General features: G+C 30.8%; 12 protein-coding genes. 5 read left to right on the forward strand and 7 right to left on the reverse strand.

What is annotated here, in order from left to right; all coding sequences use genetic code 11:
* Nucleotides 1-216 precede the first annotated feature (216 nt).
* Complete coding sequence (locus tag V7R38_RS04850) at nt 217-537, forward strand: DUF2834 domain-containing protein (protein ID WP_334056275.1); 321 nt, start codon at nt 217-219, stop codon at nt 535-537.
* Nucleotides 538-605: 68 nt separating this feature from the next.
* Here the strand turns inward: V7R38_RS04850 and V7R38_RS04855 are convergent, their stop codons facing one another.
* The 6 genes from V7R38_RS04855 to V7R38_RS04880 form a co-directional block, all read right to left on the reverse strand.
* Nucleotides 606-899, reverse strand: coding sequence for a hypothetical protein (locus V7R38_RS04855; RefSeq protein WP_015481449.1), 294 nt, complete (start codon nt 897-899; stop codon nt 606-608).
* Nucleotides 896-1744 carry an N-acetylglucosamine kinase gene (locus V7R38_RS04860; RefSeq protein ID WP_334056276.1) on the reverse strand — a complete coding sequence of 283 codons (849 nt, stop codon included), beginning with the start codon at nt 1742-1744 and terminating at the stop codon, nt 896-898. Before V7R38_RS04860 ends, V7R38_RS04855 begins: the two co-directional genes overlap by 4 nt.
* A 5-nt stretch (nt 1745-1749) precedes the next feature.
* On the reverse strand, nt 1750-3798 hold the full coding sequence (locus V7R38_RS04865; protein WP_334056277.1) for a beta-N-acetylhexosaminidase: 2049 nt from the start codon (nt 3796-3798) through the stop codon (nt 1750-1752).
* A 183-nt stretch (nt 3799-3981) separates the two neighbouring features.
* Nucleotides 3982-5904 (reverse strand): glucosamine-6-phosphate deaminase, encoded by a 1923-nt coding sequence (gene nagB, locus V7R38_RS04870; protein WP_438825587.1) that lies wholly within the window; start codon nt 5902-5904, stop codon nt 3982-3984.
* 96 nt (nt 5905-6000) lie between these two features.
* Nucleotides 6001-7527, reverse strand: coding sequence for a SusD/RagB family nutrient-binding outer membrane lipoprotein (locus V7R38_RS04875; protein WP_334056278.1), 1527 nt, complete (start codon nt 7525-7527; stop codon nt 6001-6003).
* A 12-nt stretch (nt 7528-7539) separates the two neighbouring features.
* On the reverse strand, nt 7540-10668 hold the full coding sequence (locus V7R38_RS04880) for a SusC/RagA family TonB-linked outer membrane protein (protein WP_334056279.1): 3129 nt from the start codon (nt 10666-10668) through the stop codon (nt 7540-7542).
* Between the two features lie 283 nt (nt 10669-10951).
* Between V7R38_RS04880 and V7R38_RS04885 the strand changes: the two genes are divergently transcribed.
* From V7R38_RS04885 to V7R38_RS04900, 4 genes are all read left to right on the forward strand, one after another.
* Entirely contained in the window at nt 10952-11944 is a 993-nt protein-coding gene (locus tag V7R38_RS04885) for a sensor histidine kinase (RefSeq protein ID WP_334056282.1), read from the forward strand.
* Nucleotides 11941-12663 (forward strand): LytR/AlgR family response regulator transcription factor, encoded by a 723-nt coding sequence (locus V7R38_RS04890; RefSeq protein ID WP_015481442.1) that lies wholly within the window; start codon nt 11941-11943, stop codon nt 12661-12663. The genes V7R38_RS04885 and V7R38_RS04890 overlap by 4 nt, the downstream gene beginning before the upstream one ends.
* A 36-nt stretch (nt 12664-12699) precedes the next feature.
* Nucleotides 12700-14019: a sugar MFS transporter gene (locus V7R38_RS04895; protein ID WP_334056285.1), complete on the forward strand. Its 1320-nt coding sequence runs from the start codon at nt 12700-12702 to the stop codon at nt 14017-14019.
* Nucleotides 14020-14128: 109 nt separating this feature from the next.
* Nucleotides 14129-15016: an aldose 1-epimerase gene (locus V7R38_RS04900; RefSeq protein ID WP_334056287.1), complete on the forward strand. Its 888-nt coding sequence runs from the start codon at nt 14129-14131 to the stop codon at nt 15014-15016.
* 15 nt (nt 15017-15031) lie between these two features.
* Here the strand turns inward: V7R38_RS04900 and V7R38_RS04905 are convergent, their stop codons facing one another.
* A complete protein-coding gene (locus V7R38_RS04905; RefSeq protein WP_015481439.1) occupies nt 15032-15988 on the reverse strand; it encodes a PorP/SprF family type IX secretion system membrane protein in 957 nt (318 codons plus the stop codon).
* Nucleotide 15989 lies beyond the last annotated feature (1 nt).

Consider the following 15989-nt stretch of genomic DNA (forward strand, 5'->3'; position numbering starts at 1 on the left):
CTATAAAATCCTCTTTTTTAATCTTTTTTGAGATTTTATAATTCCACTATTTGTTGCCTGTTAACCATTGTTATATTGCACTGCTGATTTTTTATCACGAGATAATTAAAAGAAAACACATAAACCTTATATACAGTATTAGTTATGAGTCAGAATTAAATATTGCTTATCTTTCATATCACAAATTTATTTAAACCAATAAAAATAATTTATTGTATGAAAAAAGTCTTTGCCTTATTATGTATTGCAGGAATAGTTTATCCTTATTACTACATTTTTAAATTTATTGAAACAAACAATTGGGAATGGTCTACTTCACTATTTTTTGAACAAATTAACCAGAATTATGCAATGAATATTTTAAATGCGGATTTAACTATTGCAGCTACATCTTTTCTAATTTTTCTTATTTATAGATTAAGAGTAAAAGCAATCAAAAAAAATCAATTTATAAAGTATTTGGTTTCTTTATTTATTGTTGGCTTTTCTCTAGCACTACCACTATATCTCTATGATAATTACAATAAGAATAATTAAAAGATAGGTATATCCACTTTCTGTTTTTCAGTGAAGTTTTAGTCCTTAAATAAGTTAAACTTTTGTGTTTAGCTATTCATTTTTAACAAATGCAAATACAAAGAATCTACTGCATTTATTAGTTTTACACCTTCTTGACTAATTTTTGCCTCTACATTAATTTGAGCAACAAAAGAGCTATCTGCCTTTTCTAGTTGGGTTACAGACAATTTTTTATAAGGAAAATAAACTGTAAAACAATCTGAGTTATCTTGTAAATACAAATCAAATTCACCACTCAACCAATTTAAAAAACGCTTATAAACACTTTTATTTTGAAAGGTTTTTTGAGTTGTAAAAAAGTGAGGTTCTACTTTTTTCAATGGATGTTTATTTTATGTTCCACAATGTGATCTAAAGGGTTTTTTATAAAAACACCACCTGTAATTCCTCTTTCTGCTAACACTTGTTTTATTTGTTTTTGGCCATAGAAAGCTATAGAGCCAACAAAATGAACAGGTACATGTTTTAAAGCCTCTCGATGTTTTAAAACATGATGATTTACAAATGTTCTAAAGCCATCTAACAGTAAATCATTTATAAATTTATGTTCTTGGTATTTAAATAAAAAAGGGGCAAAACCAGCCAAATATTTGTTTGGTCTTTTAGATTGATACAAGCCTTTTAAAACATCTTTTTCATTTAATGAATACTCTGTATTAAATAGGCTTGCCAATTCTTTTGGCATGGTTAAATAGTAATAGCTTTTAAGCAATTCTTTACCAAAATAATTTCCACTAGCTTCATCCATTAATAAATAGCCTAAAGCAGGGGTTTTCATGTGTATATTTTGTCCGTCAAAATAACAACAATTAGAACCTGTACCTAAAATACAAACCACAGCAGGCTCTATAGTGGTAGCTAAAACAGCAACCATTGTATCTTCTTTGCTAGTGCATTTTGCATTGGTAAAGTAAGATGTTAAAATTTCATTTACTTTTTGCTGATTAGTCTTAGAGCCACAACCAGCTCCAAAAAATTTAATTTCTTGAACTCGATCTTTAATGCTTTCTAATTCTTTGCTAGATGCCACAATTTTTAGAAAATTCTTTTTATTAAGCACAGCAGGATTTAAACCTTTTGTTCTAATTTTTAAAGGATTACTTTCTTTGTTGTTGTATAGAATCCAATCGCATTTTGTAGAGCCACTATCAGCAACTAAAATCATACTTTTTACTTTTTATAATTTGCTTTGCAATGCTTTTCAAGTTGTTCTAAAGCAGTTACAATAACGACTTCTGTATCTGCAACTGGTAATTTTAAATAGGCAATTGCTTCTTTAAGCACCAGCAGACTATCGTTGTTAATTTTTTTACTTTCAATAGCTTCTTTAAGAATAGTGCTAGCTGTAGATAAGTTTTTAGACAAATCTTCTAAAACACTCATTTTCGGATTCTTCTCTAATTTAGAAAAAGTATCGTAGTTTTTAGCCCATTTTTCTAAGAAGGAAAGTATGTTAGCTGTATTTAACCTGTTTTGTACTTTTAGAAAGTTTGTTACTTTTTTATTAAAGATATTAGCATCTAGGGCATCAGCAGTACAAGCATCAGCAAATAAGCTGAATGAAGAATAGGTTTTGTATTCTATACCATCTTTATTTCTTGCGTAAATTTTTAAAGGCTCGCAAATTTTAACCAAATCTTCTAAAGAAGAAATGTCTTGATTATGACTAATACTTCTTAAAATAACATCTCTATTTTTAATATGAGTTAGCCCTAATTCTTCTAATTGATAAGAGATTACAGAAAGGCGTTTTTTCATATTATGTATGTCTTTCACATCTTTTGTAGACCAAAGGCGCTCTGCAATTGCAGCAGTTCTAGGCCAAATTCTAGAATCTATAGTTTGTGGTGTAACAAGCTCGCTCCACATTGTAGCTTCACCACCTAAAATTTTAGAAAGTTCTTCTTTACTTAATTTAATATCACCAATAGGATCTACTGCATAATGATGTTCAACAGACAACATTCTATCTATGTAAAAGCCGTTTGAAAGTACTGTTTGATAGCCTTTTTTTGCAGCCTCAATTAAAGAGCCGCCATTTGCAACACCTTCATTTTCTCCACGCCAAGAATGTATAACTGCTGTGGTTGGCATGTTAGGGGTTAAAATTTCATCCCAACCCATTAATTTTTTACCTAGTTTATTTAGAATTTTTTCTAATCGGATGTTAAAATGAGTTTGTAGTTCGTGGTTGTTTTTAAGTTGATGTTTTTCTTTAAACTTTTTAATTTCTTCATTTTCACTCCAATGTTTTCCTTCATTTTCATCACCACCAATATGAAAATATTCATCAGGAAATAGGGGTGTAATTTCTGTAAATAAATTTTCTAAAAATGTATAAGTAATTTCTTTTGAAGGATCTAAAGTTGGGTCAAAAACACCAGCAAAACGCTCTATAGAATAGGTGTAGTTGTCTTTACTGCCTAACTCAGGGTATGCTGTTAAAATTGCAGATGCATGTCCAGGTACATCAATTTCTGGTATTACTCTAATTCCTAAATTGTTGGCAAAAGCGACAACATCTTTAATTTGATTTTGGGTATAAAAAAGACCATCAGAAGCAAACTCTTGTAATTTTGGATATACCTTAGATTCTATTCTAAATCCTTGATCGTCTGTTAAATGCCAGTGAAATACATTCATTTTAACAGAAGCCATAGCCTCTAAATTTCTTTTAATTACAGCTATAGGCTGAAAATGCCTAGAAACATCTATCATTAACCCTCTCCATACAAATCTTGGAGCATCATTAATGGTTACATTTGGAAAATAATATGTTTTTTTGTTGAATTGTGTAAGCTGTAATAAGGTTTCTAAACCTCTTAAAATTCCAACATCAGATTTTGCAGTTATATCTATTTTAGATTTAGATATTTCTAAAACATAACTTTCGTCTGTGTTTAAGTTTAACGCACTTGCAGTATCATAAATTAAATTAATATTTCCTTTTTGATTGTAAACAGGAAAGCCTTTATCTAAAAAAACACCAGTTCTGTGAGCCAACCTTCTTAAAAAACGAACAGCAGCTTTATCAACTCGTTCAGATTTTTTTGAATTTATAGCAATGGTTAAATTTTGATCTATTGTAAATTGGTCTGAGTACTCAGTAATTTCTTTAGGCCAAGGCATTAAATCGTATTTGTTTGAGAGCACATCTTGCGCCTGAACAAACAGATTTGAACACTGTACAATTAAAAGAATAATGATAAATTTTTTCATATGATTGTTGCTGAACTTAATTTTAATTGAAATCAAGTTCACTTTTTATGTAATTTTTTGGTGATGGTCTAAAAGTGCATTTGCAGTTTTAGATAATTATCAGAATGTAATTGCTCTTAATTCAATGATTTAATAATTCAACAATTCAAAAACTGAACAAGAACAAAAACATCTGATTTTTATTTAAAAATGATAACGTTTAAAAGCTTCTATAGCAGCATAATCTGCCAAGCCTAGTTCGTTATATTTTTTGGCTGTTAATCTATTTCTATCTTCTGCACGAACCCAAAATTCTCTAGAATCGCTTCCTTGAAACATCACTCCATCTTTTTGTGATTGATGAAAAAATATGGCATGCCGTTTTCTAAGTACTTGATCTGGACTCATAGGCACAGCCATATCAATTTGATAAGATTCCCATTCGTGCCAAGCACCTTTGTATAACCAAACCCAACAATCGTTCATATATGTCTGGTGCTTTAGCACGTTTAGGGATTCAAAAATAGCATCTAAACATACCTTGTGTGTGCCATGAGGATCTGCCAAATCTCCTGCAGCATAAATTTGATGAGGTTTTATATCATCAATTAAATTACACATGATATTAATATCTTGTTCTGAGATATTTTTCTTTTTAATAGTACCAGTTTCGTAAAAAGGAAGATCTAAAAAATGTACATTTTTATCTTCTAAGCCTAAATACCTGGTAGCAGCCAAAGATTCGCTTCTTCTTATAAAGCCTTTTAAATTTCTAACTTCTTCAGAATCGATATCATTTTCTGTTTTAATTTTTAGAAATTTAATAATGCTCTGTGTCTCTTTACAATCTGGGCAAAGAGTTTGTGTTACTTCCGCAAACTTTAAAGCTTCTTCATCTGAAACTGCAATATTACCAGAGGTTTGGTAGGCAACATGTACTTCATGACCTTGAGTTACTAATCGATCAAAAGTACCTCCCATAGATATTACATCATCATCTGGATGAGGACTAAAAATAATTACTCGTTTTTTAGGTATACTAGCACGTTCTGGTCTTTTAGAATCGTCTGCATTTGGTTTTCCTCCTGGCCAACCTGTAATGGTATTTTGTAGCTTGTTAAACATCTTAATATTTAAATTGTAAGATGTACCTTCTTCTGTTAGAAGGCCAGACATACCATAATCATTATAATCTTTGTCTGTTAATTTTAAAATAGATTTATTTAAAAGTTCTGCTAACCAAAGCACAGCTTTCATTTTTAAAGCATCATTCCAAACACAAGATGTTACTAACCAAGGTGTTTTTACACGAGTTAATTCGGATGAAGCACCTTCATCTATAATAAAGGTTGTATTGTTATGATTTTGAAGGTAAGTTGCAGGCACTTCTGAGGTAATTTCACCTTCTATAGTTTCTTTTAAAATTTTTGCTTTGTTAGAACCCCAACCTAATAAAACAATTCTTTTTGCTGCAAGTACAGTACCTATACCCATAGTTATTGCTTTTCTTGGCACATTATCTATACCTAAAAAAGCAGGTGCTGCATCTACACGTGTAATATGATCTAAAGTAATACTTCTTGTACCAGAATTTAAATGAGAACCTGGTTCATTAAAACCAATATGACCTGTTCTACCAATACCTAATAGTTGAAAATCTAACCCTCCAAAAGCCTTAATTTTCATTTCGTAATCTATGCAAGATTGGTATAAATCTTCTGTACTTACATTACCATCTGGAATGTTAATGTTTTCTGGTAGAATATCTATATGATTAAAAAGGTGTTCATGCATGAAATAAAAATAACTTTGAATGTTACTTTTATCCATAGGATAATATTCGTCTAGGTTAAAGGTGATAACGTTAGCAAAGCTTAAGCTTTCTTCATTATGCATTCTTATTAACTCTTCATACACCTTAATTGGTGATGAACCAGTAGCTAAACCAAGAACACAAGGTTTGTTTTTACTTTGCTTGGCTCTTATTAAATTGGCTATTTCTTGCGCTACAAGAATAGATGCTTTGTCAGAACTTTCGAAAATAATATTGTGTATTTTTTCGAAACGAGTTTCCTCAAATTTTCCTGCAGGAGTGTAAGCTATACTTTTACAATCTGTAACTTTCACAATAATTCTATTTTATAGGTAATACGTTTTTAATAAAAGCAAACGAAAAACGTTGTCCTCCGTTTGCTAAATCAATAAAGACAAATTATAATTGTTTTAGTTTCTATCCCACCAAATTGCAGTGGTCATTTCATCTGGTCCTTGAGCAGTAATTGCAGCATTTACATTATCTGCATTAGAAACTGCTTCTGTACTTGAATATGGTAACCTTTTAGGAATAGCGCCATTATTAGGTTGTGTAACCCAAAAGTTAGTGTTGTCTGTTAAATCTGGAATTAAGTTGGTTCTTCTAACAAGAGCCCATGCTTCATAACCATTCATTAAAGAATTTAACCATCTTTGGTTCCAGATCATTTTAAGTTGATCTTCATTAGAACCAGATAAATTTGCAATAGGTTCGTTAGTAATAAAGTCTGCTGCATCAGCAGCATTTACTTGCCAAAAATTCATACTGGCTCTAATTCCTTCTTGGTATAAAGTATTTGCATTACCTCCATAACCAAGCATTGCTGCTTCTGCCTGTAAGAAATAAGACTCACTTGCAGATAATACTTTTACAGGGACAATGTCTGCTACTTCAGTAGTAGAATTCCCTATAATTAATGATGAAGGTGTTACCAATTCATCTCTGGCAATTTGAGTTCTTGAACCAATAGCTGAACCTTGGTAAGCGTTACCAACAGCAGATGGTACTGCTACTTTTTCTAACCTTGGATCATTATTGTTATCCATTAAATCTAGATACCTTTTTGCGATGGTAAACTTGGAACCAATACCACCAAAACCATGATACACATCTTCAAAACCACCATCTAAGAATGATAAAATTAAAGCAGATTCTGAACGCTTTAAAAGAGCTTGATTGGTTTCGTCAATTAAAGGGCTTGCTAAGCATTCTGAAATTACTTGATCTATATAAGCCTGATCTCCATCAGCAATAAATGCATCTCTACCTCTTAATGCCATTCTTAATCTTAAAGTATTGGCAAAGGTTTTCCATTTTTGAGGGTCTCCTTGATACACATAATCTCCTTCTGCACCTGCAATGATTGTAGTAGAACTACCAATTGCATCAATTTGAACCTTTAAATCATCTATGATACCTTTATAGATTGATGATTGAGAATCGTAAGTTGGTTTAGGGTTTTCTAAGATTAATTCTGCACCAATAACATCGCTGTAAGGAATATCTCCATAAATGTCTGTCATTTTTTGAAAAAACCAAGACATCATAATTTTAGAAACTGCTACACCATTAACATCGTTAGTTTCTGTGTAGGTTTTTAAAAGATTTCTGCTACTTAGAGTAACCTTTTTATATGAGTTGTCAAAAATTGCATTTGTCCAACCTTGGTTGTTTTGAAAAGCATCTGCACCAAACCAAGCACCAGCGTAATTGTAACTAAATTGGTTCGCAAACTGACTTGAGTAAATTAAATTACCTCTCCAAGTAAGAAACCTTGGTTCTGCAAATTCATAATACTGAACAGCAGCCATTATACCTTGTACAGGTGCTTCTGTTGGGTTATAAGGGTCTGTGTTGATTTCTTCAAAACCATCTGTACAACCCAAAAAAAGTGTTGATGCTATAAAACTAATAGCTATAAATTTTAATATTTTCATCTTTTTATTAGTTTAGAATGATACATTTAATTTGATTCCATGACTAGATGTTGATGGGAATCCAAAATATTCAACACCACTAAAGCTATTATTAAACCCAGTTTCTGGATCAAAATTTGCTGTGTTTTTATGTAAGATTGCTAAATTTCTACCAAAATAACTTAACGATAATCTAGAAATATTTAGTTTGTCTAACACTGTGTTAGGGAAGTTGTAACTAATAGATAACTCTCTTAGTTTTACAAAACTTGCATCTTGTACCCAACGTTCTGAAATTTGTCCTAAACGTCCCCAGTATTCTTGTGGATTTACACCTCTAGCAGCTACATCAGGATCTAAAGTTCCGTCTATAACAGCTCCATCTGGTACTAAAATTCCATTTCCTCCAGTAAAATATTCTCTACCTTCTAAAGTAATTTCATCTGTACCTGAAGTTGCACGAACCATATCTGAGAATGAGAATACATCTCCACCAAACTTAGCATCTAATAACACAGATAATGAGAAGTTTTTATAGGTAAATGTGTTTCTTAAGTTTGCTAATGCATCTGGATTTGTAGAACCTATTTTATCAATTCCACCAACCATTGGCAAACCATTAGAATCGTACATAATGTTGCCATTAGTATCTCTTTCATAAGTAGAGCCAAATAAAGACCAAAGAGGGTCTCCTAATTTACCTCCAACTTGTACAACATCATTAAATTGACGCTCTCTTACTTGAACTTCTATACCTTGAGCTAATTTTTCTATTTTACTAATGTTTTTAGAGAAGTTAACATTGGTAGTCCAGTTAAAGTCTTTGCTTTTAATAACATCTGCAGATAAGCCTAATTCAAAACCTTTATTGTTAATTAAACCAGCATTAATTACTTGCTGATTTGCACCACTTGATGGTGGTAAAGAAAGCTCTAAGATTTGATTTTTTGTATCAATATTATAGTAGGTAGCATTGAATGTTAGACGATCGTTAAAAAAACGAGTATCAAAACCAAACTCAACATTGGTAGAAATTTCTGCTACTAAGTTAGGGTTTCTTAAAGAAGCACCTGCACCTGCACCTTCTTCATTTACGCCGAAGAAATAAAATAATTGGTTGTTGTATTCTGATGAAGAAATTAAATAAGTATTCTGTAAATTATAAGGGTCTGTAGCATTACCTGTTTTTGCATAACCTGCTCTTAATTTTAAATAACTAAAAAAATTATTATCTACCAAACTTGGTATAGCATCACTAAGTACTACACTACCACCAACAGATGGGTAGAAAAACGAGGCATCATCTATAGGTAAAGTAGAAGACCAATCATTACGTGCTGTAACTTCTAAGAAGGCATAATTTTTATAGCCAAAAGTTGCAGAACCAAAAACAGAATTTGATTTACTTCTTACTAAAGACGGATTGATGTTTTTAGATTTAAAATTGTTGAAAGAAAAGAAATTGTCTTGTACAAAAGTTTCTCCTACAGTTACAATCGATTTAAAACTACTGTTAATTTGGTTTAAACCAAAGGCAGCTGTTAATGAAAAATCATCACTAAGTTCTGTATTATAGTTTAAAAGTAAATCATAACTTGTAGTTTTTGATGTAGTGTTAAACTCATCTAATTTACCATTAGGAGCAATATCAAAAGCACCTTTTTCTCTATAAATAAAAGCATTTGTGAATGATAAATCTTGAGAGGCTCTTGCATTTAATTTTAAACCTTCTAACAAGTCTATATCTAAACTAATTAAACCAATATATCTGTTAGTTTCATCTTCATTTAATAAAGTATTTGTAGCATAATATGGGTTCATGGTAAAGCTACCTGCCCAATTATTGGGTGTACCATCTGCTTTTAAGAAGTTATTAGCTAATAAACTATTAGATATATTTCTAGGCTTTGTAGAAAGGGCTTTTATAGTATTAGACTGGCCATCTGTTAGCTCTGGTCTATTTTCTCCTTTTTGTCTAGTATAATCTATTTTACCAGAAACTCTAATTTTTTCGTTAACATCAATTCCGGCTTTTAATCCAAAATTATGTCTGTTTAAAGTAGCTCCTTTTTGTATAGATTCATTTGATAAATTACCATAAGATAATTTAAAGTCTGTTCCGTTTTTTGCTTGAGATACAATAACACTATTTGTAAATGTTGTACCAGTGCTGTAGAAGTCTTTAAAGTCTCCTGGATTTGCAGAATATTCTGCAGTACCAACTCCGTCAAAACGTACTCTTTGTGTACCATCTAATCTTGGACCCCAACTACCACCATCAATAATATTATATTCTAATGTATTTGTAGCAGTATCAAATCTTCCTTGACCATATTGGTTTTGAAATTTAGGGCTAACCAATACATTATCAAAAGAAGCAGCAGAACTAACATCTACTTTTACTTTTCCAGTTTTACCAGATTTTGTAGTAATTAAGATTACCCCATTTGCACCTCTATAACCATATAATGCAGTTGCGTTACCTGATTTAAGAACAGATATTCTTTCAATATCATCTGGGTTTAAGTTAGAGAAACCATCTCCAAAATCGAACCCACCAGCAAAATCTCCTTGACCAATGTTGGTATTACTAACTACAACACCATCAATAACAATTAAGGGTTGGTTACTACCACTTAGAGAGCTAATACCTCTAATAGTAATATTTGTAGATGAGCCAGGGCCTGTTGCTCCAGATCTAATTTCTACCCCTGCAATTTTACCTCTTAAAGCTGTTGCCATATTTGGATCTGCAGCTACTGTTAAGTCTTCACTATTTACTTCTTGAACTAAATAACCCAGTTTTTTTGCTTCACGTTTTATACCAAAAGCAGTAATTACAACTTCGTCTAATTGGTCTGCATCATCTTCTAATGCTACATTAATGGTTGTTTGGTTTGCAACTGTTTTCTTTAGGCTTTTCATTCCTAAGTAAGAGTAAACTAGTACGTCTCCTACATTTGCTTTCAATGTATATTTTCCATCAAAATCAGTTTCTGTACCTACAGTTGTACCTTCTATTATAACTGTTACTCCTGGAAGTGGAATGTTATCGGTTTTAGAAGTTACAGTTCCTGAAATTTCTTTTGTTTGCGCAAAAGAAGTTTGGGCAAATAACACTAAAAAAGAAAACAAGAAAAGTAATCGTAAATTGTGTTTCATAATTTAATTATTTTATGTTTTAAGTTGAGCCAAACTATTCATTATCAAATTTGTTTTAAAAAAAAATATCTAAACAACATCTTTTTACAGACAAACAACTTTGTTTTATCTATTAGCGTTTTTCTTAAAATAATGTATTGGCAATTTTATTGTCAAATAGTAAATATATTATTAATATTGTCGCAACTTAATGCATTTTTAGCAAAAAAAACCATTTAATACAACCATTATCATATCATTTAATAAAAAACCGAGAAACGCTTTTGCAATCAAATATCACGTGATGTTTTGGTTGGGATATTTTTTATTTAATGTTTTAAGATGGGGTAGTTATTTTAACGATTATTGGTATTCTACAAAATCGAATTTAGTAGAATTTCCTATTCACATCATTTTTGTATACATCAATATTTACTACCTAATTCCTAAATTTATTTTACGAAAAAAGTATTGGACGTACATTATGTCTTTAGTGGCAATGTTAGCCTTGGTTTATTTAGTAAGAACAGGTTTAAATTATTTATTGGTTACTAAAGATATTTGGCCAGAGGCAGATAGCCCAGCTCAGTTTATGGTAGTAAATCATATTATAGCAGTTGTATTGGGTGAATTGTATGTAATTGGTTTTGTAACTGCGATTAAACTGGTTATAGATTGGTCTATAGAAAGAAGAAGAAATGAAGAGCTAGCAAAACTACAATTAAGTACAGAGCTTAAATATTTAAGAACCCAAATTCAGCCTCATTTCTTTTTTAACACGTTAAACAATTTGTATGCTTTAACCCTTAAAAAGAGCGATAATGCTCCAAGGCTGGTCATAAAATTATCTGACATGATGCAGTATATTTTGTATGATGTTAATAGTACCAAAGCCAATTTGTTGGAGGAAATAATTCATATTAATAATTATATAGATTTAGAACGCTTGCGTTTTGAAAACAGGGTAGATGCAGAAGTAGATATTACAGGAGATATAGAAGATGTAGATGTACCACCATTATTGTTTTTGTCTTTTGTAGAAAATTGCTTTAAACATGGAATGAAAGGCACAGATAAATTAGAAATAAAAATCAATTTTACCATTTTACCAACCCATTATTTAGAGTTTACAATTTCCAATACATTTAATCCAGAAATTTCTTTAAAAACAAACAACGGAATTGGCAATGAAAATGCAAAAAGACGATTAAATTTGCTCTTTTCTAATAATTATGTTTTAGAGACTCAAATTGAAGAAAATACGTACAATCTTTTTTTAAAAATCCCCATTAAATGAAAATTAAGTGTATTATAATTGATGATGAACCATTGGCAATTTCTGTGATTGAAAATCATTTAAAAAATTTTGATCATATAGAAATCGTAGAAACATTTAATAATCCATTAAATGCTTATCGTGTTTTAGAGCAAGAAAAAATAGACCTTATTTTTCTAGACATTAACATGCCAAAAATGACAGGTTTTACCTTTATAGAAAACCTAACTTACAAACCACTAATTGTAATTACAACCGCTTATAGAGAGTATGCTGTAAAAAGTTACGAACTAAATATTTTAGATTATTTAGTAAAACCAATACCATTTAATCGATTTTTAAAAACCATTAACAAAGTATATCAACAAGTATATTTAAACAACGCAAAAGCAGATGTTACTTTACAACAAGAGCCACACATCTTCTTAAAAGTAAATAAAAAGTTGATTAAAATTAACCTTAATGATATTCTTTACATAGAAAGCTTAAAAGACTACATTAAAGTTATTACTACTATAGGAGACTATGTTGTACATAAATCTTTAACTGCAATTACAGAAGAATTACCACAATCTAACTTTATACGTATTCACAGGTCTTACACCATTTCTGTAAACAAGGTAATTGCTTTAGAAGGCAATACTGTAGAAATTTCGAATAGAAAAATTCCTATTGGTAGAAACTATGTAAAACAAACTAAAGAGCGCATTTTTAATATTAATGACGATAAAGAAAAATAAGCTCACGTAAAATCAATCAATCACAATCTAAAACATATGGCTAATTCAGCACAAAAAAACAGTACACTAGTTCCAATTATAATTATTGCAGGGCTATTTTTTATCTTCGGATTTGTTACTTGGATCAATGGAGCACTTATTCCATTTATGAAAACCATAAACGAACTTACAGATGCAGAATCTTATTTAGTAGCCTCAGCTTCCTACATTTCATTTGTAGTAATGGCATTACCTGCATCATCTATCATTAATAAAATAGGATATAAAAAAGGAATGTCTTTAGGTTTAATAATTATGGCTATTGGTGCTTTGGTTTTTATACCAGCAGCAAATGCCAGAACTTATTGGATGTTTTTAACTGCTATTTTTATTCAAGGAGCAGGAATGACTTTGCTTCAAACAGCATCAAACCCATACATTACCATTTTAGGCCCAATAGAAAGTGCAGCAAAAAGAATTGCAATTATGGGTATTGCTAATAAAGTAGCAGGAGCATTGGGTTCATTTATTTTTGCAACACTTCTTCTATCTGGAATAGATGAAATTAAAGATAAATTAGCTACTGTAGATGCTATTGAAAAAGCGAGTTTATTAGATACTATGGCTGATAGTGTTATAACACCTTATATAGCTATGGCTGTTGTTCTTTTAATACTTGGTATTTTAATAAGAAAAGCACCTTTACCAAACGTAGAAGCAAAACAGACCGAAAAGTTAAAAGAAGGAGAAACTTCTAAAACAAGTGTTTTTCAATTTCCACATTTATGGTTAGGTGTGTTGGCCTTATTTGTATATGTAGGTGTAGAAGTTGTGGCTGGAGATACTATTATTTCTTATGGAAGGTCGATTGGTTTAGGAGTAAAATCTAATTCATTTACAACATATACTTTAATGGCAATGGTTGCAACTTATGCTTTAGGGGTTATTTTAATTCCTAAATATATTAGCCAAACTTTTGCATTAAAGGCAAGTGCAATTTTAGGTATTGTTTTATCATTTTGTATTGTATTTACTACTGGTTTTACATCAGTATTATTTGTTGCAGCTCTTGGTATTGCAAATGCCTTGGTTTGGCCAGCAATTTGGCCTTTGGCACTAACAGGTATGGGTAAATTTACCAAAACAGCATCAGCACTTTTAATTATGGCAATTTCTGGTGGCGCAATTATTCCGCCTTTATATGGTGCACTTGTAGATAATAAGAAAGAAAGTTTAATAGTGGATGGGGCAAATGAAGTTTCAGCAATGGCAGAAGCAGCCTCTTTTGGTTATTGGATTTTGTTGCCTTGTTATTTAATTATTTTCTACTACGCTTTTTGGGGTCATAAAGTTGGTTTAAAAAAGGTGCAATCTTAAAATTTTAAAAACTCGATTCAATTCTTTTTCAGATTAAAGGATTACTTGTATTTTTAGAGAAAAGTTTGCTAGGCAAACACAATTATATAAAACTCTTTAAAAGTATACTGTGTTTAAAATTAATGTTTTAAAAGAAAAGGAAAATACTGTTGTAGAACTGTCTAATAAAGACAAAACAGCTATTGCAAAAATTGGTTTAAATGAAGGTGCAAGGTTGGTTGATTTAACGTTAAACAACAAAACTGTAATTGAAGAGCAAACCAATTTTGACTATAAAAACTCATATGCTTCAGCAGTTTTATTTCCGTTTGCAGGTAGAATAGAAAATGGTGCTTATCAATTTAAGTTTGATGATTATCAGCTAGATTGTAATGATAAAAACAATGCAATTCATGGCTTAGTTTACAACAAAACCTTTGAAATTTTTGAACCTGAAGAACATCAAGATAATTGTTCTGTTACCTTTAATTATTATGAGAAAAACCCTGTAGATGGCTTTCCTTTCACTTATTTTTTATCGGTTACTTACACTTTATTTGAGTCGCATTTAAACACAAGAGTTACTATCAAAAATATAGATGATAAAGCTTTTCCTTTTACTTTAGGATGGCATCCTTATTTTAAAGTTACCAATTTTCAGGAAAGCTTTTTAGCACTTTCTTGTTATAAAAAAGCAGTCTTCAATGAAAATATGGTGGCTGAAAAGTTAGCTGATTATAATTTTGATGGTGAAATTGCATTAAAAGATGCACGCTTAGATGACTGTTTTATACTAAAACATAATAAGGCTATTTTAAAAACGCCTGATTATCATTTAAAAATTACCTCAGATGCTAGTAAGAATTACTATCAAGTTTTTACGCCAAAAAAACTCCCATTAATTGCTATAGAGCCATTAACAGGAGTTGCTAACAATTTTAATAATAACATAGGACTTCAAGTATTAGAACCAGAAGCTACCTATGTTCAAAATTGGGATTTAGAGCTTGTTGATTAAGTTATTATTTTCAAGTTATTGAAACATGTAAAATTTCTTAGTACACCTTGCCAAACTTTCTCTTTTCTTAAAGTCGAAACCAAGTGTAATCATATGTGAACCTACATTAAAACTTTGTGTATTATTTATGTTAATTCCAAAGCCATAAGACGCATACAAATTACCCGATTTTATACCTACTAAAGGCGCAAAAGTGTTTGGATTAAACAATTGGTCATTTAAAAAATTATAGGTGAAACCAGCCCAAATATAACCACTTGCTGTTCTTTTTCTAATTTTTAAATTTAAATCGGTTCTCGATCTTTGATCACCTTCTAAATACTCAACTAGAATAGAAGGTTCAAATTCATAATCACCATAAAAACGAGTAAAAATATAGTAATTGTAGAGTGAATATCGTCTTAAAATAATTGGTTCTCCATTAGAGAAAAATCGGTCTTTTTTGTCTAAAATATTAGATACGTTAAAACTCACTCCATAATCATTATATCGATATAAAAAACTTACATCAAAATTAGAGGTATTAAAGTTTAAGGTGTTTCCTAAGCCTGCATCTAAATCTTCAAAGCTATTTGCATTAATGTTAAACATCACTAAACTATAAGTAAAACCAAAGGAGAAAAAGCTTTGGTTTACATCACTCAAAATTAAATGACTTGCAAAAGTGGCCTTAAAACCTTGTTGTGAGGTGTTACCATTTGCATCTTTAAAGATGGTTAAGCCACCTCCAAATCTATCTGCAAGTCTACTTTCTATAGAGAGAGATTGGGTTTCTGGGGCGTTTTTAATACCTACCCATTGTGATAATCCATTTAATCTAAATCGTAATCCAGAGCCAATACCAACATAAGCTGGTGTTATGGCAAAAGGATTGTCTCCTAAATAATTTAAGTATTGAGGTAGATTTACTTCTTGAGCATTAATATTTGCGCTAAAAAGTAAGGTAAGCAGTAGAATATATATTTTTCTCATT

This window comes from Polaribacter sp. P097, from assembly GCF_036864555.1.
In the GTDB taxonomy this organism is placed as follows: Bacteria; Bacteroidota; Bacteroidia; order Flavobacteriales; family Flavobacteriaceae; genus Polaribacter.